Origin of the sequence: Streptomyces sp. NPDC052079 (assembly GCF_040680275.1) — a bacterium.
Classification (GTDB): domain Bacteria; phylum Actinomycetota; class Actinomycetes; order Streptomycetales; family Streptomycetaceae; genus Streptomyces.
Genome location: NZ_JBFAWL010000021.1, coordinates 1 through 21,093, shown reverse-complemented (window position 1 = coordinate 21,093; position 21,093 = coordinate 1). Strand labels below are relative to the sequence as shown.

General features: G+C 71.4%; 20 protein-coding genes and 1 pseudogene. 9 read left to right on the top strand and 12 right to left on the bottom strand.

What is annotated here, in order from left to right; all coding sequences use genetic code 11:
* Positions 1-118: 118 nt before the first annotated feature.
* From AB0L56_RS25255 to AB0L56_RS25245, 3 genes are read right to left on the bottom strand one after another with little or no spacing between them, the layout of a single operon-like run.
* The gene (locus AB0L56_RS25255) at positions 119-730 is read right to left on the bottom strand and encodes an SUKH-4 family immunity protein (RefSeq protein WP_365426754.1); all 612 of its coding nucleotides are present in this window, start codon (positions 728-730) and stop codon (positions 119-121) included.
* A 55-nt stretch (positions 731-785) separates the two neighbouring features.
* Complete coding sequence (locus tag AB0L56_RS25250; protein WP_365426751.1) at positions 786-1,634, bottom strand: Hint domain-containing protein; 849 nt, start codon at positions 1,632-1,634, stop codon at positions 786-788.
* Positions 1,631-2,041: a hypothetical protein gene (locus AB0L56_RS25245; RefSeq protein WP_365426748.1), complete on the bottom strand. Its 411-nt coding sequence runs from the start codon at positions 2,039-2,041 to the stop codon at positions 1,631-1,633. The genes AB0L56_RS25250 and AB0L56_RS25245 overlap by 4 nt, the downstream gene beginning before the upstream one ends.
* 154 nt (positions 2,042-2,195) lie before the next feature.
* Here AB0L56_RS25245 and AB0L56_RS25240 point away from each other — a divergent pair, with 154 nt between their 5' ends.
* Positions 2,196-2,870, top strand: coding sequence for an NUDIX domain-containing protein (locus AB0L56_RS25240; protein WP_365426745.1), 675 nt, complete (start codon positions 2,196-2,198; stop codon positions 2,868-2,870).
* On the opposite strand, the pseudogene AB0L56_RS25235 reads toward AB0L56_RS25240, so the two are convergent.
* Positions 2,857-3,794 (bottom strand): annotated as a pseudogene (locus tag AB0L56_RS25235) (endonuclease/exonuclease/phosphatase family protein). The gene AB0L56_RS25240 and the pseudogene AB0L56_RS25235 sit on opposite strands and share 14 nt — an antisense overlap.
* 167 nt (positions 3,795-3,961) lie before the next feature.
* Between AB0L56_RS25235 and AB0L56_RS25230 the strand changes: the two are divergent.
* Complete coding sequence (locus AB0L56_RS25230) at positions 3,962-4,942, top strand: aldo/keto reductase (protein ID WP_365426742.1); 981 nt, start codon at positions 3,962-3,964, stop codon at positions 4,940-4,942.
* 65 nt (positions 4,943-5,007) lie between these two features.
* Positions 5,008-5,814 carry a DUF427 domain-containing protein gene (locus tag AB0L56_RS25225; protein ID WP_365426739.1) on the top strand — a complete coding sequence of 269 codons (807 nt, stop codon included), beginning with the start codon at positions 5,008-5,010 and terminating at the stop codon, positions 5,812-5,814.
* Here the strand turns inward: AB0L56_RS25225 and AB0L56_RS25220 are convergent.
* Genes AB0L56_RS25220 through iolC form a run of 5 tightly spaced genes read right to left on the bottom strand, consistent with a single transcriptional unit; the run spans position 5,804 to position 11,300 of the window.
* Complete coding sequence (locus AB0L56_RS25220) at positions 5,804-6,589, bottom strand: GntR family transcriptional regulator (RefSeq protein WP_365426736.1); 786 nt, start codon at positions 6,587-6,589, stop codon at positions 5,804-5,806. The genes AB0L56_RS25225 and AB0L56_RS25220 overlap by 11 nt on opposite strands.
* 42 nt (positions 6,590-6,631) lie before the next feature.
* Positions 6,632-8,503, bottom strand: a complete 1,872-nt coding sequence (gene iolD, locus AB0L56_RS25215; protein WP_365426733.1) for a 3D-(3,5/4)-trihydroxycyclohexane-1,2-dione acylhydrolase (decyclizing) — start codon at positions 8,501-8,503, stop codon at positions 6,632-6,634.
* Entirely contained in the window at positions 8,500-9,393 is an 894-nt protein-coding gene (gene iolB / locus AB0L56_RS25210; RefSeq protein ID WP_365426730.1) for a 5-deoxy-glucuronate isomerase, read from the bottom strand. Before iolB ends, iolD begins: the two co-directional genes overlap by 4 nt.
* A gap of 28 nt (positions 9,394-9,421) precedes the next feature.
* On the bottom strand, positions 9,422-10,297 hold the full coding sequence (locus tag AB0L56_RS25205; protein WP_365426727.1) for a deoxyribose-phosphate aldolase: 876 nt from the start codon (positions 10,295-10,297) through the stop codon (positions 9,422-9,424).
* A 13-nt stretch (positions 10,298-10,310) separates the two neighbouring features.
* Positions 10,311-11,300, bottom strand: coding sequence for a 5-dehydro-2-deoxygluconokinase (gene iolC, locus AB0L56_RS25200; protein ID WP_361028065.1), 990 nt, complete (start codon positions 11,298-11,300; stop codon positions 10,311-10,313).
* A gap of 326 nt (positions 11,301-11,626) precedes the next feature.
* Between iolC and AB0L56_RS25195 the strand changes: the two genes are divergently transcribed.
* Genes AB0L56_RS25195 through AB0L56_RS25175 form a run of 5 tightly spaced genes read left to right on the top strand, consistent with a single transcriptional unit; the run spans position 11,627 to position 16,589 of the window.
* Complete coding sequence (locus AB0L56_RS25195) at positions 11,627-12,646, top strand: sugar ABC transporter substrate-binding protein (protein WP_361028068.1); 1,020 nt, start codon at positions 11,627-11,629, stop codon at positions 12,644-12,646.
* Entirely contained in the window at positions 12,646-13,725 is a 1,080-nt protein-coding gene (locus AB0L56_RS25190) for an ABC transporter permease (RefSeq protein ID WP_361028071.1), read from the top strand. Before AB0L56_RS25195 ends, AB0L56_RS25190 begins: the two co-directional genes overlap by 1 nt.
* Before the next feature lie 5 nt (positions 13,726-13,730).
* Positions 13,731-14,642, top strand: coding sequence for an ATP-binding cassette domain-containing protein (locus tag AB0L56_RS25185; RefSeq protein ID WP_361028074.1), 912 nt, complete (start codon positions 13,731-13,733; stop codon positions 14,640-14,642).
* A 1-nt stretch (position 14,643) separates the two neighbouring features.
* Positions 14,644-15,546 carry a sugar phosphate isomerase/epimerase gene (locus AB0L56_RS25180; protein ID WP_365426721.1) on the top strand — a complete coding sequence of 301 codons (903 nt, stop codon included), beginning with the start codon at positions 14,644-14,646 and terminating at the stop codon, positions 15,544-15,546.
* Between the two features lie 23 nt (positions 15,547-15,569).
* On the top strand, positions 15,570-16,589 hold the full coding sequence (locus tag AB0L56_RS25175; RefSeq protein WP_365426718.1) for a Gfo/Idh/MocA family oxidoreductase: 1,020 nt from the start codon (positions 15,570-15,572) through the stop codon (positions 16,587-16,589).
* A gap of 79 nt (positions 16,590-16,668) precedes the next feature.
* Here the strand turns inward: AB0L56_RS25175 and AB0L56_RS25170 are convergent, their stop codons facing one another.
* Genes AB0L56_RS25170 through AB0L56_RS25160 form a run of 3 tightly spaced genes read right to left on the bottom strand, consistent with a single transcriptional unit; the run spans position 16,669 to position 19,699 of the window.
* Positions 16,669-17,673 carry a Gfo/Idh/MocA family oxidoreductase gene (locus tag AB0L56_RS25170; RefSeq protein ID WP_361028083.1) on the bottom strand — a complete coding sequence of 335 codons (1,005 nt, stop codon included), beginning with the start codon at positions 17,671-17,673 and terminating at the stop codon, positions 16,669-16,671.
* A gap of 55 nt (positions 17,674-17,728) precedes the next feature.
* A complete protein-coding gene (locus AB0L56_RS25165) occupies positions 17,729-18,505 on the bottom strand; it encodes an SDR family oxidoreductase (RefSeq protein WP_361028086.1) in 777 nt (258 codons plus the stop codon).
* A gap of 18 nt (positions 18,506-18,523) precedes the next feature.
* Complete coding sequence (locus AB0L56_RS25160; protein ID WP_365426713.1) at positions 18,524-19,699, bottom strand: phytanoyl-CoA dioxygenase family protein; 1,176 nt, start codon at positions 19,697-19,699, stop codon at positions 18,524-18,526.
* 109 nt (positions 19,700-19,808) lie between these two features.
* Here AB0L56_RS25160 and AB0L56_RS25155 point away from each other — a divergent pair, with 109 nt between their 5' ends.
* Positions 19,809-20,843, top strand: a complete 1,035-nt coding sequence (locus AB0L56_RS25155) for a LacI family DNA-binding transcriptional regulator (protein WP_361028092.1) — start codon at positions 19,809-19,811, stop codon at positions 20,841-20,843.
* The last annotated feature ends 250 nt before the right edge of the window (positions 20,844-21,093 follow it).

Genomic DNA, 21,093 nt, shown 5'->3' with positions numbered 1-21,093 from the left:
GGGACAGGGCCCTTGATCGTTTCCAGGAGTTCGTGTCCCTCCGCGGACGACCCGCGGAACGGACGGGCCCCGCCCGGATCCTCTCCGGGCAGGGCCCCTCCTCACTCAGCGGCGCCCCTCAGATGGCATCGAGTTCCACCTCCTCGTAGACCCGGTCCCACCAGGTGTCCATCTCGAACGCAGGCGGGTCCAGCTCACGAAGCCGGTCCCTGATCTCCAGTCCGAAGGCGATCCGTGCCGCCTCCGACGGATCCGTGGCGTCCTCGTCGTCCCCCTCGTCCTCACCCTCGTCCTCGTCGTCATCGAGGTCGTCGAAGTCGTCGACATGCTCGCACCGGTAGTCCCACGCGGCGAGGGCGTCGAGGAACGCGATCAGCGACGAGTTCACGAACCGGGGCTTCGGCAGCGACGGGTCCAGCAGAAGCACCCGCCCGTCGCTGTCGAGGACGTACTCGGACACGTAGTAACCGGGATTCAGCTGGGCATCGTGCTGGCCCAGCCTCCAGTACCGGTTACCGGACGGATCGTCGACGACCGTGAAGGGAGCACCGTGCGCACTCGGGTAGAACATGGCGGCCTCCTGCGGCAGCCCGTACCGCTGGGCCGTGTCGAGCGCCTCGCGCACGGCCCGCGGCCAACTGCCCCAGCCGGAGAGGGCGTCGGCGTCCACTTCCAGGATGCCGTCCTCCTCCCACGACGATGCGGTCAGCCACCGAGGTGTGTACCCCACGGGAAGTCCCCTTCGTGACGCTCCGTCGCTCACAGCTTCCCTCGCCGGATCTGCGTCAGCATGCGCGTGAGTTCGTTGATTCCGGCGCTTCGGCCGGCCTTGGACGCAGGCCCCTGGCCATGCGGATAATCGATGCTCCACGATACCTTGTTGCCCCCGAAGGTACTCCTGAGCCAGTTGTCGCATCCGTTGTAGTCGCAGGGGCGAGTTCGGTGTAGACCCGGCTCACCTGGTCCGGCTGGATGCCCGGGTGCTTCTGCTGGAGTTCCTGCCAGGCGCGCTGCTCGGCGTGCCCGGCGCCTTCGACCGTGAGGTTGTAGACGCGGTCCGTACGGTGCGCGGTGTCGATCGCGGTGATCTGGACCCAGGTGCCCGCGGACGTCTGGAGCCACATGCCGGGCGCGAGGTCCTTGGCGGGGACCCACCTGCCGTAGTCGGGCAGCCAGTACAGGTGCGCGTCCGTGGAGGTGACCTTGCCGGGCTTCGCCTCGCCGTCCTTGCCGTCCGGGTCGACGGTCAGGGTGACGAGGTGCTTCTCGCCTCTGTTGTCACGGGTGTCGGTGACGGGGCGCGCGGCGCTCTCACCGGTCTCCACGCCCGTGGCCGGCACCAGGTCGCCGAGTTCCAGGTCCTCGATGTCGCGCAGGGTTCCGTCGGCCATGACCACCTGGGTCCCGGCCACGAAGCTCTGCGGTGCCGGCTGCTTGACGGGGCAACTGCCACCCGAGTTCTTCCCGGAGTCGGGCTTGGACGTGGTCTTCCGCGCGTCGTTGGCGGTGTCCGCCGTGTTCGCGGTCTTGCGCACGTCGTTCGCGCTGTCGGCGGCGTCGATCCCCTTCTTCGCGTACTTGCCGGCCTTGACCGCCGTGGCGGCGTAACCGGCCAGCGGGATGGCCGAGGTCATGGAGAGGGCCGCGTCGGCGTAGTTGCCCTCGGCGGCGTACCAGGTGCCGTTGGCGAGGTGCCGTTCGCCGCTTCGGTGAGGGTGATCTTCTGCGGGCCGTCCTCCACGAACGGGTGGGAACCGAGCGAGATCCACTCACCGGCGCGCTGCGTCTGGTCGATCGTCCTGGTGGTGCTGCCGCCGTCGTGGTCGACCTTGAACGTCGCGTCGGTGGCCGCACCGGTCATCTTCGGATGCCGTACGAAGACCTCGTACGTGCCGTCCTGCGGGATGTTGAGCTGCCAGGAGAACGACGCGGTGCCGTCGCCGGCCGCGTGGGAGTAGGTGTCGTAGCCGTACTGCTCCTCGGCCTGCGTCCGCGACCAGTTGCCCTGGATCGCGGTGCTGTTGAAGTCCGAGCTGTCCACCAGGACCGCGTGCCGGCCGACCGGGATGCCGCCGGCGCCCGAGCCGTCCGGATGACCTTCCGCGTGATCCCGGAGGGCCCCGGATGGTACAACCGGGCATGACCACCCTGTATCCACGCCCCCCGTACGCGTCCTCCCTCGCGGGGGCCCTCCGATGACCGCCGGCATCGACACCCCGGACCGCCGGGGCCGCACCGGACTCGACCGGACCGGCCGTGACCTCACCGGCAACCCGCGGGTGAAGATCCGCGATGTGACACTGCTGTCCAGCCACTGGTACGTCGAGCGCACCACGAGCTTCGACTTCCAGCACGCCGACGGCACCTGGAGCACCCAGGAGCGGGAGACGCACGAACGCGGCAACGGCGCCACCATGCTCCTTTACGACGCCGAACGCCACACCGTGCTGCTCACCCGCCAGTTCCGCTTCCCGGCCTATGTCAACGGCCACCCCGACGGCATGCTGATCGAGACCCCCGGCGGCGTGCTGGACGACGAGGACGAGCACCCCGAGGTCGCCGTGCGCCGCGAGGTGGTGGAGGAGACCGGCCACACCATCGGCCCCGTCCAGCACGTCTTCGATGTCTATATGAGCCCCGGCTCGGTCACCGAACGCGTCAGCTTCTACGCCGCCGCCTACGGTCCCTCCACCCGCACCCACGAGGGCGGGAGACTCGGCGAGGAGGGCGAGGACATCGAAATCCTCGAGCTGCCCTTCCGCCGGGCCCTGCGCATGATCCGCACGGGCGAGATCAACGACGCGAAGACCGTCATGCTCCTCCAGTGGGCCGCCCTGGAGGGCCCGTTCGCCGGAGTCAGCGGGGAGTGACGCGGGCCGCCACCGGCAGATGATCGCTGCCGGTGGCGGGCAGGGCACGTACGTGGTCGACGCGCGCCGAGCGGGCCATGACCTGGTCGATCCGGGCCACCGGCAGGGCGGCGGGGTAACTGAAGGCGAAGCCCCGCCGCGCCAGGTTCATCCGTGAGGTCAGCGGGGCCAGCCCGCGGTCGTCGGCCGTGCCGTTGAGGTCGCCCATCAGGACCACCCTGTCCAGCCGCTCCGCGGCCACGGCCCGGCCCAGCAGGCCGGCGCTCTCGTCACGCCGGGCGGATGCCAGACCGCCCGCGCCGACCCGGATCGAGGGCAGGTGGGCGACGTACGCAGCGATCTCGCCGTGCGGGGTGTGGACCACGGTCCGCAGCCCGCGGCTCCACGGCTCCGTGATGTCCGCGGGCTTGATGTCCAGCGGGCGGACCCCGGTGAGCGGATACTTCGACCACAGCCCGACGGTGCCCCGGACCGCGTGGTACGGGTAGTCGGCGGCGAGCGTCCTTCGGTAGACCGACAGAGCGGGTGGCACCAGCTCCTGCAGCGCGATGAGGTCGGCCCGGCTCCGGCCAGGGCCCGGGCCGTGCCCGCCGGGTCGGTGTTCTCGTCGCTGACGTTGTGCTGCACCACCAGCAGGCCCTGCGGGCCGGACGCGGCCCCGGGCAGCAGCAGCCCGCCGAACAGATGCGTCCAGGCCGCCACGGGCAGCAGCAAGGCCAACAGCGCGGCGGCCGAACGGCGCAGCAGGGCCAGCCCGAACAGCGGGACGGCCACCAGGCCGAGCCACGGCAGGAACACCTCCAGCAGACTGCCCAGCCGGCCCGGCGAGTTGGGCACCGTCCCGTGAAACACCAGCAGCCCGGCCGTCAGCACCGCGCACACCGCGAGCACCCGCCCCCGCTCCCACCCCCAGTAGCGCTCCACGCCTTGCTCCCTGTTCACTCGTCCCGTCGATCAGGACGAAGCGCGAGGCCGAACAGGTTCCGACGGGACGGCCGGGGCCGCGCCGCACGCTTGACTTGGAGCGCGCTCCAGCAGGAAGACTCCCGTGCCGTGCCCCGACAACCGGGTGCGGAACGGAGGGATCCGCCATGAAGTACCGCACCATCGGCACCGGTCCGCACAGCCGCCGGGTGAGCGTGCTCGCGCTCGGCGCGATGCTGTTCGGGTCGGTGACCGACGAGAAGACCGCCTTCGCCCTGCTCGACCGCTACACCGAGGCCGGCGGCAACTTCATCGACACGTCCGACAATTACGCGTTCTGGACCGACGGCGGCCAGGGCGGACAGAGCGAGGAGCTGCTCGGCCGCTGGCGGCGCAGCAGGGGAGTGGGCGACGAATTGGTCTTCGCCACCAAGCTGGGGGCACGGCCCCTCGCTCCCGGCACCAGCTACACCGACAACCCGGAGGGTCTGTCCGCGAAGGTGATCAGGGAGTCGTCCGAACGCAGCCGCGAGCGGCTCGGTCTGGAACGGCTGGACCTGCTGTACGCGCACATCGACGACCCCACCGTCCCCCAGCAGGAGACCGTCGAGGCCGTGGGCGCCCTCGTCGCCGAGGGCACCGTGGGGCTGCTCGGCGTGAGCAACCAGGCCGTGTGGCGGGTGGAGCGGGCCCGCGCGCTCGCGGCGGCGGCCGGACTGCCCGGCTACGAGGTCCTGCAGTACCAGCACAGCTATCCGCGGCCCCGCTCCGACGTCCCCGACGACCTGTTCCCCAACGGCAGCCTCGGCCACGCCGGAGCGGAACACGCCGGCTATCTCCGCGCCGAGCCCGCACTGACCCTGGTCGCCTACTCACCGCTGTTCAGGGGCGCCTACACCCACCCCGAGCGGCTGCCCCACGACTACGACCACCCGGGCACGCCCGCCCGCCTCGCGGTGCTGCACGAGGTCGCCCGGGAGACCGGGGCGACCCCCAACCAGGTGGTCCTGGCCTGGCAGCTCGGCCACGAACTGCCGATCCTCCCGCTGGCCGGGGTGTCGTCCCTGGCCCAGCTGGAGGAGAACCTGGCGGCGGTGGACCTGGAACTGTCGGCGGAGCAGCGGGCCCGGCTGAACGCGGCGCACTGAGACGGACACGCAGGCCCGCCGGTGCGACGGTGGAAGTCAGCCGCACATCCGGAGGGAGCCCGGCCATGATCACCCATCCCACCGCCCGTTCCACGCGGGCTACCCCAGAGGGCCTGCTGTGGGAACCCAGCGAGCGCTGGGTGCGCGGCATCACCGGCGACGTCACCGTCGTCGACAGCCGCCACCCGGTCCTCGTCTGGGAGCCCCGGCTGCCGGTCCCGCAGTACGCCTTCCCCCGTGAGGAGGTGCGCACGGACCTCCTCCGCCCCGCCCGGCACCCCCGGACGGGCAGCCACACCGGTTCGACGGTCTTCTACGACCTCCACGCCGGCGGCGACCCGCGCCCGAACGCCGCCTGGACCTTCCCCGCCGACGACCTGTCCGGGTACATCGCCTTCGCGTGGTTCGGGCGCACCGACACCGGCCTCGACCACTGGTACGAGGAGGACGAGGAGATCTTCGTCCACCCTCGCGACCCGCACAAACGGGTGGACGCGATGCCGAGCAGCCGCCGCGTCCGGGTCGAGATCGAGGGCACCGTCGTCGCCGACTCGGCGAACCCGGTCCTGCTGTTCGAGACCTCGCTGCCGACCCGCTACTACCTACCGCGCGAGGACGTCCGCCTGGACCTCTTCGAAGCCACGGACCACAGCACCCGGTGCCCGTACAAGGGCACGGCCGACGCCTACTGGTCCTGGCGTGGCGGGGGAGCCGTACCGCCGCACATCGCGTGGAGCTACCCCGACCCGCTGCCCGCGGTGGCCGTGATCAAGGACCGCCTCGCCTTCTACAACGAGGCCGTCGACCTGACCGTGGACGGCGAACGCCTGTCGCGCCCGGTCACCCCGTTCAGCGCGGGCCTCAGGACCTGACCAGCAGCTGGAAGTCGAAGGAGTAGCGGGACGCACGGTAGATGTGGGTGCCGAACTCCACCGGCCGGCCGGTGTCGTCGTAGGCCGTGCGCTGCATGGTCAGCAGGGCGGCGCCCTCCTTCTCGTCGAGCCGGGCGGCCTCCGGCGCCGTGGCCGAGCGGGCGCCGACGGTCTGGCGGGCGCTGTGGAGGGTCACCCCGGCCGAGCGCAGCATCCGGTAGAGGCCGGTCGATTCCAGGCGGGCGCCGTCCAGGTCCAGCAGATCCGTCGGCAGATGGTTGCAGAGCAGGGCGACCGGCTGGCCGTGGGTGCGGCGCAGCCGTTCCAGCCGGACGACCTCGGCGCCCTCCGCGACACCGAGGGCGGCGGCCACGTCGGGGGAGGCCGGGACCGTCTCGTTGCGCACGACCTCGGTGGTCGGTCCCTGGCCGGCCGCCTCCAGGTCGTCGTAGAGGCTGCTCAGCTCCAGAGGGCGCTTGACCTGACTGTGCACCACCTGGGTGCCCACCCCACGCCGGCGGACCAAAAGGCCCTTGTCCACGAGGGACTGGATGGCCTGGCGGACGGTGGGGCGGGACAGGCCGAGGCGCACGGAGAGGTCGACCTCGTTGCCCAGGAGGCTGCCCGGGGTGAGGACGCCGTGCTCGATCGCCGCCTCCAGCTGCTGGGCGAGCTGGTAGTACAGCGGTACGGGACTGCCCCGGTCCAGGGCGAAGTCCAGGGTGCTCAACGCGGGTGCGGTCGCGGCGCGGGCGGGATCACCGGTCTTCGCCATGGAACGTACCTCCCTGAAGGGGTGCGGTCGGTGGGGGCGGGTTCACAGGTGGCGGCGGCGACCGGCGACCTGGGATTCGTAGCGTTCGCGGGCCCGGGTGGCCGCCTCGCGGGACGCCACCTCGGCCACCGGCACGTCCCACCAGGCCTCGGCCGGGGGAGCGGTGGGCGTCGGGTCCGTCTCGACGTAGACGCACGTCGGACGGTCGGAGGCGCGGGCCTCGGCCAGCGCGTTCCGCAGCTCCCGCACGGTCTTGGCGCGCAGCACGTCCATGCCGAGACTGGCCGCGTTCGCGGCGAGGTCGACGGGCAGCGGGGCCCCCGTGAAGCTCCCGTCGGCGGCCCGGTGACGGTAGGCGGTGCCGAAGCGCTCGCCGCCGGTCTCCTCGGACAGGCCGCCGATGGAGGCGTAACCGTGGTTCTGGATGAGGACCATGGTGACCGGCAGGCCCTCCTGGACGGCGGTGACGATCTCCGTCGGCATCATCAGATAGGTGCCGTCGCCGACCAGCGCCCAGACGGGGGTGCCGGGAGCCGCCTGCTGGACGCCCAGCGCGGCCGGGATCTCGTAGCCCATGCAGGAGTAGCCGTACTCCAGGTGGTACTGGCGGGGGCCGCGCGCACGCCACAGCTTGTGCAGGTCGCCGGGGAGCGAACCGGCCGCGTTGATCACCACGTCCTCGTCGCCGACGACCGCGTCCAGCGCGCCGAGCACCTGCGTCTGCGTCGGTACGGCGCTGTCGTCGTCGGCCCGGTAGGCGGTCTCGACGACCCGCTCCCAGCGCTCCTTGCCGGCCCGGTATTCGGCCTCGTACGCCTCCTCCACCCGGTGCCCGGCCAGCGCCTCGGTGAGCCTCTCCAGTCCGGTCCGCGCGTCGCAGACCAGGGTGCGCGCCGCCAGCTTGTGCGCGTCGAAGCCGGTGATGTTGAGGTTGAGGAAGCGCACGTCCGGGTGCTGGAACAGGGTGCCGGAGGCGGTGGTGAAGTCGGTGTAGCGGGTGCCGACGCCGATCACCAGGTCGGCGGTGCGGGCGAGTTCGTCGCTCACCGCGGTGCCGGTGTGGCCGATGCCGCCGAGGTCGGCAGGATGGTCGTGGCGCAGCGAGCCCTTGCCGGCCTGGGTGGAGGCGACCGGGATGCCGGTGGCGTCCACCAGCGCCCGCAGCGCTTCCTCGGCCTCGCTGTGGTGGACCCCGCCGCCCGCGACGATCAGCGGCCTGCGCGCCGCTCGTACGGCCGCCACGGCCGCCGTCAGCTCCACCGGATCCGGTGCCGGACGCCGTACCGGCCAGACGCGCTCGGTGAAGAACTCCTCCGGCCAGTCGTACGCCTCCGCCTGCACGTCCTGCGGCAGGGCGAGAGTGACGGCGCCGGTCTCGGCCGGGTCGGCGAGCACCCGCATGGCGTTCAGCGCGGAGGGGATCAGCGCCTCGGGGCGGGTGACCCGGTCGAAGTACCGCGAGACCGGGCGGAGCGTGTCGTTGACCGACACATCGGCCTCGACGGGGTGTTCCAACTGCTGGAGCAGCGGGTTGGCGACGCGCGAGGCGAAGTAGTCGCCGGGGAGGAGGAGGACCGGCAGCCGGTTGATGGTGGCGAGCGCGGCGCCGGTGACCAGGTTGGTCGCGCCGGGGCCGATGGAGGTGGTCACCGCCTGCGCCGAGAGCCGGTTGAGCTGACGGGCGTAGCCGACGGCGGCGTGCACCATCGCCTGCTCGTTGCGGCCCTGGTGGTACGGCATGACGTCGCGGTGCTCGACCAGGGCCTGCCCGATGCCGGCCACGTTGCCGTGGCCGAAGATGCCCCAGGTGCCCGCGATCAGCCGGCGGCGCACGCCGTCGCGCTCGGTGTACTGCACGGACAGGAACCGCACCAGGGCCTGGGCGGTCGTCAGTCGGCGGGTGGTGGCGCTCATGCGGACCTCTCCGGTGCGGTGTAGAGGGGGAGCCGGGGGTCGACCGGCGTGTCCTGCCAGGTGTCGCGGATCCAGGCGTGGTCGGGGTGGTCGCAGATGAGCCACGCGCGTTCGGCCCCCGGACCGGCCATGACGTTGAGGTAGTACATGTGGTGGCCGGGCACGGCCATGGACGGGCCGTGCCAGCCGTTGGGGATGAGCACGACGTCGCCGTCGCGCACCTCGGCCAGCACGTCCGTGTCGCGGCCCAGGCCGGACGGGGAGACCCGCTGGTAGCCGAGGCCGGGCGTGCCCTCGTGGCCGGCGAACTCGAAGTAGTAGATCTCCTCCAGCAGGGACTCCTCGCCCGGCCGGTCCTCGTCGTGCTTGTGCGGCGGGAAGGACGACCAGTTGCCGCCCGGGGTGAGCACCTCCACCGCGATGAGCCGGTCGCACTCGAACACACCGGCGGCGGCGAAGTTGTTGACCTGCCGTGAGCAGTTCCCGGTGCCGCGCAGCTCGACGGGCACGCCGGAGGCCGGTCCGTAGCGGGCGGGCAGCCGGCGGGTGCAGCGGGCGCCGGTGAGCGCGAACCGGCCGCCGCCGGCCGAGGACACCGTCGCGCGGGCGTCGCGGGGGACGTAGGCGAAGTCGGTGACGCCCTCGAACACGCTTGCGCGGCCGGTGAGTTCGAAGGTGTCGTGGCCGAAGTCGTCGTCCACGGCCACCGTGCAGCCGCCGCTCAGCGGCAGCACGATCCACTCGCTGTCACCGGCGTCGAAGGTCTGGCCGCCGCCCGGCGGCAGCTCCAGCACGCGCAGACCGGAGTAGCCCCAGCCTGCGGTCCGTGGGCTCACGTCGACGGCGTAGGGGCCGGCGAGGGCCTTGCCCGCGGGAAGGTGATGCGTCATGCCATGCCTCCGTTGGCGAACGTGCTTGTCACAACAGGCCGACGGCCGTGTCGACCGCCTTCTCCACACTGCCCTCGGCCGGGTAGAGCAGCGAGCGGCCGACGACCATCCCCTGGACGGTGGGCAGCCGCAGCGCCTTGCCCCACCGCTCGTACGCCGCCTTCTGGTCGCCGACCTCGCCGCCGAGCAGGACGACGGGCAGCGTCGAGGTCGCCAGCACCTCGGCCATGTCGTCCACGTCGTCGGTGACCGGGAGTTTCAGCCAGGTGTAGGCGGAGGTGCCGCCCAGTCCGGAGGCGATGGCGATGGAGCGGGTGACGGCCTCGGCGGACAGGTCGTTGCGGACCTTGCCGTCCACCCGCCGCGAGATGAACGGCTCCACGAAGATGGGCAGCCGGTGTTCGGCCATCGCGTCGACCGCGCGGGCGGAGGACTCCAGGGTGGTCAGCGAGCCCGGGTCGTCGTAGTCGACCCGGACCAGCAGCTTGCCGGCGTCGAAGCCCAGCCGGGCGATGTCCTCGGCGCGGTGGCCGGTGAAGCGGTCGTCCATCTCGAAGGAGGCCCCGGCCAGGCCGCCCCGGTTCATCGAACCCATGACGACCTTGTTCTCCAGCGCCCCGAGCAGCAGCAGGTCCTCGAGAATGTCGGCGGTGGCCAGCACCCCGTCCACGCCCGGCCGGGACAGGGCGACGCACAGGCGTGCGAGCAGGTCGGCGCGGTCCGCCATGGCCAGGCGCCGGTCGCCGATGCCGAGCGCGCCCCGGGCGGGGTGGTCGGCGGCCACGATCATCAGCCGGCCGCTGTCGCCGATCAGCGGGCGGCGGGTCCGGCGGGCGGCCGCCTCGGCGACGGCCTCGGGGTGCCGGGCGCGGACCGTGGTGAGGTCGGGGATGCTGAGGTTCAAGGAAGGGCTCCGTTCAGGACTGGCTCGGCAGGCCAGCGTCCGGCGACGCGGCCCGCGCGAGGAGGTCCGCCACCTCCGGCCCGGTCGGCATGGCGGACGAGCAGGCGAGGCGTGAGGCGACGAGGGCACCGGCGGCGTTGGCGTGGCGCATGGTCCGCTCCAGGTCCCAGCCGGAGAGCAGACCGTGGCAGAGCGAGCCGCCGAAGGCGTCCCCCGCGCCGAGACCGTTGACCACCTCCACCGGCACCGGGGGCACCTCGGCCCGGGTGCCGTCGCGGTGCACGGCGAGCACGCCCCTGGGCCCCTGCTTGACCACGGCCAGCTCCACCCCGGCCGCCAGCAGCGCCTCGGCGCAGGCCTCGGGCTCGCGCACTCCCGTGGCCACCTCGCACTCCTCGAGATTGCCGACCGCGACCGTGGCGTGGCGCAGTGCCTCGCGGTAGTACGGGCGGGCCTGGTCCGGGTCCCGCCAGAACATGGGGCGCCAGTCCAGGTCGAAGACGGTGGTGCCGGCCTTGTCACGGGCCGCCAGGGCGTCGAGGGTGGCCGAGCGGCTCGGCTCCTCGCTCAGACCCGTACCGGTGATCCAGAAGATTCCCGCCGCGCGTACGGCGGGCAGGTCCAGCTCGTGGGTGTGGATCTCCAGGTCGGGCGCCTTGGGACGGCGGTAGAAGTACAGCGGGAAGTCGTCCGGCGGGAAGATCTCGCAGAACGTGACGGGGGTGGGGTACGCGTCCACCGGGGTGACCCAGCGGTCGTCGACGCCGAAGTCGCGCAGCGCTTCGTGCAGATAGGCGCCGAAGGGGTCGGCCCCCGTGCGGGTGATCACCGCCGTGGCGCGGCCCAGCCGGGCGGCCGCGACCGCGACATTGGCGGCCGAGCCGCCCAGGAACTTCCCGAATGTCTCCACCCGCGACAGGGGCACACCGGTCTGCAGGGGGTAGAGATCGACCCCGATGCGACCCATGGTGATCAGATCGAAATACTGTGGTGAGTCGGCCATGAAGCGCTGCTCCTGAAGCTGCTGGGGATGCGGGTCCCAGGACGCCCTGCCACGGTGGGCACGTGCGTTCCCGGGACCTGCCGCCTCTCAGGTGTAGATCTCGCAGGGCCGCGATGTCAATAGTTTGTACTTACATTCGGACGAGCGCGTGAAGTGATGTCTTAACAAAGTATTGACAGTGGCCGTATCTGGGGATTGGATCGCGTCCCAGCACGACAGACGTGTTGTGTGCCAGGCACACATACCCGGACTCCCGAGCCCTCCGGGCACCGGAGATACTCGGACTTTCGCCCTTTCCCCGTGTAGCACAGTGAGGTGCAGGACAGATGGACCGCTCTTCTCACACCCGCTCCCGCAGAATCGCGCCCTTCGTCGCGGTCGCGGCGGCAGCCGCCCTGACCCTCGCCGGCTGCTCCAGCGGCTCCGGCGGCAAGAAGTCCGAGGAAGGCGGAGCCGACGCCTCGGCGGGCAAGGCCTCGACGCCTCGTATGACGATCGCCCTCATCACCCACCAGTCCCCCGGTGACACCTTCTGGGACATCGTCCGCAAGGGCGCCCAGACCGCCGCGGACAAGGACAACGTCAAGCTCGTCTACTCCGCCGACCCCAACGCCGGCAACCAGGCCGGCCTGGTGCAGAACGCGATCGACCAGAAGGTCGACGGCATCGCGGTCACCCTCGCCAAGCCGGACGCGCTCAAGGGCGTCATAGCCAAGGCCGAGGCGGCCGGCATCCCGGTCGTCGGCCTCAACTCCGGCGTGAGCGACTGGAAGGACCTCGGCCTGCTGGAGTTCTTCGGCCAGGACGAGTCGGTGGCGGGCGAGGCCTTCGGCAAGAAGCTCAACGAGGTCGGCGCGTCGAACGCCGTCTGCGTCGTCCAGGAGCAGGGCAACGTCGGCCTGACCCAGCGCTGCGACGGGGTGAAGAAGACCTTCAAGGGCAAGACCCAGATCCTCAACGTCAACGGCACCGACATGCCGTCCGTCAAGTCGACGATCACCGCCAAGCTCAAGCAGGACTCCTCCATCGACTACGTCGTCACCCTCGGCGCGCCCTTCGCGCTGACCGCGGTGCAGTCGGTCGACGAGTCCGGCAGCAAGGCGAAGGTCGCCACCTTCGACCTGAACAAGCAGCTGACCGGCGCCATCAAGGACGGCGACATCCAGTTCGCGGTGGACCAGCAGCCCTACCTCCAGGGCTACCTCGCCGTCGACGGACTGTGGCTCTACAAGAACAACGGCAACTACAGCGGCGGCGGTGAGCAGCCCGTGCTGACCGGCCCGGCGTTCGTCGACGAGTCGAACGTCGAGGCGGTCTCCGAGTTCGCCGCGAAGGGCACTCGGTGATGAGTATGGCGCAACAGGCTGAGCCGGCGGCGGTGACCCCGCCGCCGGCCCCCGGCCCTCAGCAGACCGACGGCCGGACCGCGCGGCGTCCGCTGGCGCTGCGCCTGCTCGCCCGGCCCGAGGTCGGCGTGTTCCTCGGTGCCGTAGCCGTCCTGGTGTTCTTCCTGTTCGCCGCCCCGCCGGTGCGGGACGGCAGCTCCATGGCGAACATCCTGTACCAGTCGTCGACCATCGGGATCATGGCGCTGCCCGTGGCCCTGCTGATGATCGGCGGCGAGTTCGACCTCTCCGCCGGTGTCGCCGTCCTCACCTCGGCGCTCACCGCGAGCATGCTCAGCTACCAGCTCACCCTGAACGTCTGGGTGGGCGTGATCGTCGCCCTCGTGGTGTCCCTCGCCGTCGGCATGTTCAACGGCTGGATGCTGGTCAAGACGGGGCTGCCCAGCTTCCTGGTCACCCTCGGCACCTTCCTGATCCTGCAGGGCGTCAATCTCGCGGTGACGAAGCTGGTCACCGGCAACGTCGCCACCGACGACATCAGCGACATGGACGGCTTCGACCAGGCCAAGGCGCTCTTCGCCTCCAGCTTCGACGTCGGCGGCATCCAGGTGAAGATCACCGTCGTGTGGTGGCTGGTCTTCGCCGCCCTGGCCACCTGGGTGCTGCTGCGCACCAAGTACGGCAACTGGATCTTCGCGGTGGGCGGCAACAAGGACAGCGCCCGCGCGGTCGGTGTCCCCGTCACCTTCACCAAGATCTCGCTGTTCATGCTGGTCGGCTTCGGCGCCTGGTTCGTGGGCATGCACAACCTGTTCTCCTTCAACACCGTGCAGTCCGGCGAGGGCGTGGGCCAGGAGCTCATCTACATCGCCGCGGCGGTCATCGGCGGCTGTCTGCTGACCGGCGGCTACGGCTCCGCGATCGGCCCGGTCTTCGGCGCGTTCATGTTCGGCATGGTGCAGCAGGGCATCGTCTACGCCGGCTGGAACCCCGACTGGTTCAAGGCCTTCCTCGGCGTGATGCTCCTCGGCGCCGTCCTCATCAATCTGTGGGTCCAGCGCACGGCGACCCGGAGGTGACCGCAATGACCGACAACCCCACCGGCACCCAGGGCGCCGTCACCCAGGACACCGCGCCGGACGGCGACCGCCCCCTGGTCGAACTCCGCGCGGCCGGCAAGTCCTACGGCAACATCAGGGCCCTGCACGGTGTCGACCTCACCGTCCAGCCCGGCAAGGTGACCTGCGTCCTCGGGGACAACGGCGCCGGCAAGTCCACCCTCATCAAGATCATCTCCGGGCTGCACCAGCACACCGAGGGCGAGTTCCTCGTCGACGGCGAGCCGGTGCGCTTCTCCACCCCCCGAGAGGCCCTCGACAGGGGCATCGCCACCGTCTACCAGGACCTCGCGGTCGTCCCCCTGATGCCGGTGTGGCGCAACTTCTTCCTCGGCTCCGAGATGACCAAGGGGCCCTGGCCGCTGCGCCGCCTCGACATCGACCGGATGAAGAAGACGGCGGACGAGGAACTGCGCAACATGGGCATCGTCCTGGACGACATGGAGCAGCCCATCGGCACGCTCTCCGGCGGCCAGCGCCAGTGCGTCGCCATCGCCCGCGCCGTGTATTTCGGCGCCCGCGTCCTCATCCTCGACGAGCCGACCGCCGCCCTCGGCGTCAAGCAGTCCGGCGTGGTCCTGAAGTACATCGCCATGGCCCGCGACCGCGGCCTCGGCGTCATCTTCATCACCCACAACCCGCACCACGCCTACATGGTCGGCGATCACTTCAGCGTGCTGCGCCTGGGCACCCTCGAACTGTCCGCCGACCGCAGCCAGGTCACCCTCGAGGAACTCACCAACCACATGGCCGGCGGAGCCGAACTCGCCGCCCTCAAGCACGAGCTGGCACAGGTGCGAGGCGTGGACACCGAAGGGCTCCCCGAGGAGGGCGACCTCCAGGCCCCCGCAGCCGCAACACCGGAAGGAAAGTCCTGACATGGCAGTCGCGCTCGACCGTATCCGGGTCGGATCCGCCCCCGACTCCTGGGGCGTCTGGTTCCCCGACGACCCCCAGCAGGTGCCCTGGCAGCGCTTCCTCGACGAGGTCGCCGAGGCCGGCTACTCCTGGATCGAACTCGGCCCCTACGGATACCTCCCCACCGACTCGGCGCGGCTCACCGAGGAGGTGGAGCGGCGGGGCCTGAAGGTCTCCGCCGGCACCATCTTCTGCGGACTGCACCGCGGCCCGTCCGAATGGGACGCCACCTGGGAACAGGTCAGCCGCGTCGCCGCACTCACCCGCGACATGAACGCCAAGCACCTCGTCGTCATCCCGTCCTTCTGGCGCGACGACAAGACCGCCGAGATCCTCGAGCCCCCGGAGCTCACCACCGAGCAGTGGGGCCACCTCAGCAAGGGCATGGAACGCCTCGGCCGCGAGGTGAAGGAGACGTACGGGCTCGACATCGTCGTCCACCCGCACGCCGACACCCACATCGACACCGAGCAGCACGTCGAGCGCTTCCTCGACTCGACCGACTCCTCGCTGGTCAACCTGTGCCTGGACACCGGCCACTACGCCTACTGCGGCGGCGACAGCGTCAAGCTGATCGAGACCTACGGCGAGCGCATCGGCTACCTCCATCTCAAGCAGGTCGACCCGGAGATCCTCGCCGACGTCGTCAAGAACGAGATCCCCTTCGGGCCCGCCGTCCAGCGCGGGGTGATGTGCGAACCGCCCGCCGGCGTCCCCGAGCTGGGCCCGGTCCTCACGGCCGCCCAGAAACTGGGCGTGGACCTGTTCGCCATCGTCGAGCAGGACATGTACCCGTGCGAGCCCGACAAGCCGCTGCCCATCGCCGTACGCACCCGCAAGTTCCTGCGTTCCTGCGGCGCCTGACGACCCTGGAGAGAGGCGAGAGGATGAACCCGCGCGAGCCACTGCGCATCGCCGTCATCGGCACCGGCCGCATGGGCGCGGACCATGTACGCCGGATCGACCGGGTCATCAGCGGGGCGCGGGTCACCGCCGTCGTGGACGTCGACGCCGAACGGGCCAAGGCCGTCGCCGCGGGCGTCGACGGCTGCACCGCCCACACCGACCCGGCCGCCGCGATGGCGGCGGCCGACGTCGACGCCGTGATCGTGGCCTCCCCGGGTGCGGCCCACGAGGCCGCTCTGCTCACCGCGTTCGAGCACGATCTGCCCGTCCTGTGCGAGAAGCCGCTCACCCCCGACGCGGCCTCCGCCCTGCGCGTCATGGAGGCCGAACAGGCCCTCGGCCACCGCAGGGTCCAGGTCGGCTTCATGCGCCGCTACGACACCGAGTACGTGCGGCTCAAGGCCCTGCTGGAGAGCGGCCGGCTGGGCCGCCCGCTCATGCTGCACAACCGGCACCGCAACATGGCCAGCCCGTCCTTCTTCACCAGCGCCATGCTCATCACGGACTCCGTGGTCCACGAGGTGGACGCCACCCGCTGGCTGCTCGGCCAGGAGATCACCGCCGTGACGGTGCTGCGTCCCACTCCGTCCGCCGGCGCCCCCGAGGGACTGCGCGACCCCCAGTTCGTCGTTCTCGAGACCGACGGCGGCGCCCTCTCCGACGTGGAGATCTTCGTCAACTGCGGATTCGGCTACCAGGTGCAGGCCGAGGCGGTCTGCGAACGCGGCACCGCCCGCATCGGCGACGGCCACGCCCTGGTCACCCACACGGACGGCCACTGGGGCGGCACCATCACCCAGGACTGGACCGAACGCTTCGCCCAGGCCTACGACGACGAGATCCAGGCCTGGGTCGACGCCACCCGACACGGCCGGATCGCCGGCCCGAGCGTCTACGACGGCTACGCAGCCGCGGCCGTCTGCGAGGCGGGCGTGCGGGCGCTGGAGAACGGCGGCCGGGTGACGGTCGACCTGGTGGAGAAACCGCCGCTGTACCGCTGACACAACATGGCTGAGGCCGCCCCCGCGGGGGCGGCCTCAGCCATGTTGGCGGCCCGCAGGAGTTGCGGGCCGGGCTCGCTCAGGCGTGCCGTACCTCGTCGACGGTGACGGGCCGGTGCTCATGGAGCGACAGTGTGCACGCCTCCGCGATCCAGCCCGCCTCCAGGGCGTCCGCGACCGTGCACGGCGAGGGCCGGGAACCGGACACCACCTCGGTGAACGCCGTCAGTTCGGCCCGGTAGGCGGCGGTGAAGCGGTCCATGAAGAAGTCGTGCGGGGTGCCCGCGGGGAAGGTCACGCCCGGCTCCACCGACCGCAGCGGCAGCTTGTCCTCCAGACCGACCGCGATGGAGTCCCGGAAGCCATGGATCTCCATGCGCACATCGTAACCCCGGGCGTTGTGACGGCTGTTGGAGACCACCGCGAGGGTGCCGTCGTCCAGGGTCAGGACCGCGCCCGTGGTGTCGGCGTCGCCCGCCTCCTTGATGAAGGCGGCGCCCCGGTTGCCGCCGGCCGCGTACACCTCGGTCACCTCGCGGCCGGTCACCCAGCGGATGATGTCGAAGTCGTGCACCGAGCAGTCGCGGAAGATCCCCCCGGACGCGGCGATGTACGCGGCCGGCGGAGGCGCCGGGTCGAGCGTCGTCGAGCGCACCGTGTGCAGGTCGCCCAGCTCACCGCTGCGCACGGCCTCCCGCGCGGCGACGAAGCCGGCGTCGAAGCGGCGGTTGAAGCCGATCTGGATCGGCACGTCCAGCCCCTCGACCGCCTTCAGCACCTCCACACCCTCGGCCATCGTGCGCGCCACCGGCTTCTCGCAGAAGACCGGCACGCCCGCCTCCGCGCACGCCACGATCAGCGCCGGGTGGGCGTCGGTCGCGGCGGCCACGACCACGCCGTCCACCCCGGCCGCGAGCACCGCCTCGGGGGAGTCCGCGACCTCAGCGCCGAACCGCTCGGCGGCTGCCTTCGCGGCGTCCGCGAACGGGTCCGACACGACGAGGGACTCGACGGCGTCGAGCCCGGACAGGGTCTCGGCGTGGAAGGCGCCGATACGGCCGAGGCCGAGGATTCCGATACGCATGAGGGTGGTGCTCCTTGGGTGCGGGGTGGTGCGTACGAGCAGGAGGTGAGGGAGGTCAGTCGAGGCCGCCGAGGACGTTCTGGTCCCAGTCGATCACGGATCCGGTGACCACACCGGAACGGTCGGAGAGCAGCAGGACCACGAAGTCGGCGATCTCGTCCGGCTGGCCGAGCTTGCCCATCGGCAGCCGCGCGGCGGCCTGTTCGCGCCAGTCGTCCCCGGCGCCGTGGAAGGTGCGCTGGGTGGCGTCCTCGCCTTCGGTGGCGGTCCAGCCGATGTTCAGTCCGTTGATCCGGATCCGGTCCCAGCGGTGGGCGTGCGCCGCGTTGCGGGTCAGACCGATCAGCCCGGCCTTCGCGGCGACGTACGGCGCCAGGAACGGCTGCCCGCCGTGCGCCGACGAGGTGATGATGTTGACGATGGTGCCGGGCTCCTCGCGCCGCACCATGTCCGCGACGGCGGCCTGCATGGCGAAGAACGGCGCCTTCAGGTTGACCGCGACATGCTGGTCGAACAGCTCGGGCGTGGTGTCGAGGAGCGTCCCGCGCGTCGTCAGACCCGCCGAGTTGACCAGGCAGTCGACCCGGCCGTACGCCTCTACCACCTGGGCCACACAGGCCCTGGCCTGCTCGGCGTCGGCCAGGTCGGCCCGTACGAACATCGCCTTGCCGCCCCCGGCGATCAGCTCGGCGACCAGCGCCTCGCCGGGTTCCGGGCGCCGCCCGCTGACGGCCACGACCGCACCCTCGCGGACCGCGGCCCGCGCGATGGCGGCACCGACGCCCTGGCTGCCGCCGTTGACGAGGACGATCCTGTCGTCGAGAAGTCCCATGATGTGTCCGGGTTCCTTTCAGCTCTCGCGCCGCTTGGCAGCGGCCCGCAGTTCGTTCCGCAGGGCCCGCGCGGTCCAGCCCTCGCGCAGCGCCCGCCGCACGACGTCCGCCTGCGACGGCGGGGCCAGACCGTCGACCGGCGGGTCGTTGTCGAGGTTCGTGGGGAACGGGTAGCCCTCGGCGCTCGCCGCGATCACGTTCTCCAGCCACCGTTCCCCGGCGCCTTCCGCCTTGCGGCCCAGGAGCACCGGGTAGACGGCGCCCGTCACGGCCTCACGGTCCACGGTCTCCATGGCCCGCCCGAACGCGGAGGACACCTGCAGCAGGTTGGCCATGCGCCGGATGTCCGCCGAACGGTTGGCGCCGGCGGCGTGGAACAGCGCCGGGTTGAAGAACACCGCGTCGCCCTTGGCGAGCGGCAGCTGGACGTGGTGCTCCTCGAAGTACGCCCGGAACTCCGGGAGCCGCCAGGCGAGATAGCCGGGCTCGTACTTCTGCGAGTGCGGCAGGTAGAGGGTCGGCCCCGACTCGACGGGCATGTCGCAGTGCGCCACCGCGCCCTGGAGGGTGAGCGCGGGGGAGAGGCGGTGCACCTGCGCCGGGTAGGCCGCGGCCGCCTCGTTGGACAGGAACCCGAGGTGGTAGTCGCGGTGCACGGTCTGCGCGGCGCCGCCCGGGTTGACCACGTTGACCTGCGAGGTCACCTGGTAGCCCGGACCGAGCCAGGCCGAGGAGACCAGGGCGATCACATCGTTGGCGTAGTAGTCGGCGAACGTCTGCGGGTCGTACAGGGCCGTCTTCTCCAGGGCGTTCCACACCCGGTCGTTGGCGCCCGGCCGGGCGAAGTGGTCGCCGCCGCCGGCGCCCGAGGCACGCTGTTCGGCGATCAGGGCGTCGAACACGGTGGTGGTCCGGTCCACGACCGCCGGGTCGGGGAAGGCGCCGCGGATCACCACGATGCCGGGCCCTGCGGCGAGCGCGCGGACGAGCTCGGCCTGGACGGCGCGGCGGTCGGCGAGGGCGAGCCGGTCGGCGTCGTACAGCAGCACATTCCGCTCGACGGCGGTGGCGTGCGGGTGGGCGGCGAGGTCGGTCTGCTGCTCCACCAGCGCGCGGAAGGTCTCCAGGTCGCAGTCCCGCTCGGACAGCCAGTCGGCCGGCGCGGGAGTCTGCACGGAGGCGGATGCGGACATGAAGTCGTCCCTTCGGGTCATGGAGCGACGCGGGTGGTGTCATTCTTGTCAGTACAAACCCTTCGAACAACCAGCAGCAACCCATCAAAAACCCCTCAGGAGCCATCGCATGGGCCACCCCTTCCCGATCAGGGAAATCGCACGTCAGGCCGGGTTGAGCGAGGCCACGGTGGACCGCGTCCTCAACGGGCGGGGCGGGGTGCGGGAGAGCACCGCTCAGGAGGTGCGCCGCGCGATAGCCGACCTGGACCGGCAGCGCACCCAGGTCCGTCTCGTCGGCCGCACGTTCATGGTGGACATCGTGATGCAGGCGCCGGAGCGCTTCTCCACCGCCGTCCGCGCCGCCCTGGAGGCCGAACTGCCCTCCCTGCACCCGGCGGTGGTCCGCTCCCGCTTCCACTTCCGCGAGACGGGCCCGGCGGGGGAACTGGCCGGGGTCCTCGACCGGATCGCCCGGCGCGGCTCGCAGGGCGTGCTGCTCAAGGCGCCCGACGTCCCCGAGATCACCGCCGCCGTCGGCCGGCTCACGGCGGCGGGCATCCCGGTGGTGACCCTGGTGACGGACCTGCCCGCGAGCGCCCGGATCGGCCATGTGGGAAGCGACAACCGGGCGGCGGGCGCCACCGCCGCCTACCTCATGGGCCAGTGGCTCGGCGACCGCCCCGGCAATGTGCTCACCAGCCTCTCCAGCGGCTTCTTCCGCAACGAGGAGGAACGCGAGATGGGCTTCCGCAGCATCATGCGCGCCCGGCACCCGGGGCGGACCCTCGTCGAGATCGCCGAGGGTCAGGGCCTGGACGCCACCCAGTACGACCTCGTCCGCGCCGCTCTGGACCGCGATCCGGAGATCCGCGCGGTGTACTCCATCGGCGGCGGCAACATCGCGACCCTGCGCGCCTTCGAGGACGCCGGGCGGGAGTGCTCCGTGTTCGTGGCGCACGACCTCGACCACGACAACACCCGGCTGCTGCGTGAGCACCGGCTGTCCGCGGTGCTCCACCACGATCTGCGCCACGATCTGCGCGAGGCCTGCCACCTGGTGATGCGGGCGCACGGAGCCCTGCCGCCCGCGGGACCCACGCTCCCCTCCGCCATCCAGGTCGTGACCCCCTACAACATGCCCCCTTCGACCGTGGCAGGCTGACGGTCCTGGCCGGCTTCTGGCGCGACCACCCGGACCGTCCAGTGGTTGGACGGCGGTCTTCGCCCCCGCCGCCCCTTCCCGTCCCGTCCCCGGGGGCTCCGCCCCCAGACCCCCTTCGCGCCCACGCGGCGGAGCCGCATGTCGATACAGCCCCGCGCCCCTGAAGGGGATGGGCGACCAGCGCGGCGATGTCGGAGGCGACGAACATCTCCTTCTCGCCGATGCCGAGGACGACCGGGGAGCCGTTGCG

Bases quoted from the DNA above. Each gene is read 5' to 3' on its own strand.
- AB0L56_RS25250 (WP_365426751.1), bottom strand. From the start codon at position 1,634: ATGACCTCGGCCATCCCGCTGGCCGGTTACGCCGCCACGGCGGTCAAG.
- AB0L56_RS25240 (WP_365426745.1), top strand. From the start codon at position 2,196: ATGACCGCCGGCATCGACACCCCGGACCGCCGGGGCCGCACCGGACTC.
- AB0L56_RS25230 (WP_365426742.1), top strand. From the start codon at position 3,962: ATGAAGTACCGCACCATCGGCACCGGTCCGCACAGCCGCCGGGTGAGC.
- AB0L56_RS25225 (WP_365426739.1), top strand. From the start codon at position 5,008: ATGATCACCCATCCCACCGCCCGTTCCACGCGGGCTACCCCAGAGGGC.
- AB0L56_RS25220 (WP_365426736.1), bottom strand. From the start codon at position 6,589: ATGGCGAAGACCGGTGATCCCGCCCGCGCCGCGACCGCACCCGCGTTG.
- iolD (WP_365426733.1), bottom strand. From the start codon at position 8,503: ATGAGCGCCACCACCCGCCGACTGACGACCGCCCAGGCCCTGGTGCGG.
- iolB (WP_365426730.1), bottom strand. From the start codon at position 9,393: ATGACGCATCACCTTCCCGCGGGCAAGGCCCTCGCCGGCCCCTACGCC.
- iolC (WP_361028065.1), bottom strand. From the start codon at position 11,300: ATGGCCGACTCACCACAGTATTTCGATCTGATCACCATGGGTCGCATC.
- AB0L56_RS25195 (WP_361028068.1), top strand. From the start codon at position 11,627: ATGGACCGCTCTTCTCACACCCGCTCCCGCAGAATCGCGCCCTTCGTC.
- AB0L56_RS25190 (WP_361028071.1), top strand. From the start codon at position 12,646: ATGAGTATGGCGCAACAGGCTGAGCCGGCGGCGGTGACCCCGCCGCCG.
- AB0L56_RS25185 (WP_361028074.1), top strand. From the start codon at position 13,731: ATGACCGACAACCCCACCGGCACCCAGGGCGCCGTCACCCAGGACACC.
- AB0L56_RS25180 (WP_365426721.1), top strand. From the start codon at position 14,644: ATGGCAGTCGCGCTCGACCGTATCCGGGTCGGATCCGCCCCCGACTCC.
- AB0L56_RS25175 (WP_365426718.1), top strand. From the start codon at position 15,570: ATGAACCCGCGCGAGCCACTGCGCATCGCCGTCATCGGCACCGGCCGC.
- AB0L56_RS25170 (WP_361028083.1), bottom strand. From the start codon at position 17,673: ATGCGTATCGGAATCCTCGGCCTCGGCCGTATCGGCGCCTTCCACGCC.
- AB0L56_RS25165 (WP_361028086.1), bottom strand. From the start codon at position 18,505: ATGGGACTTCTCGACGACAGGATCGTCCTCGTCAACGGCGGCAGCCAG.
- AB0L56_RS25160 (WP_365426713.1), bottom strand. From the start codon at position 19,699: ATGTCCGCATCCGCCTCCGTGCAGACTCCCGCGCCGGCCGACTGGCTG.
- AB0L56_RS25155 (WP_361028092.1), top strand. From the start codon at position 19,809: ATGGGCCACCCCTTCCCGATCAGGGAAATCGCACGTCAGGCCGGGTTG.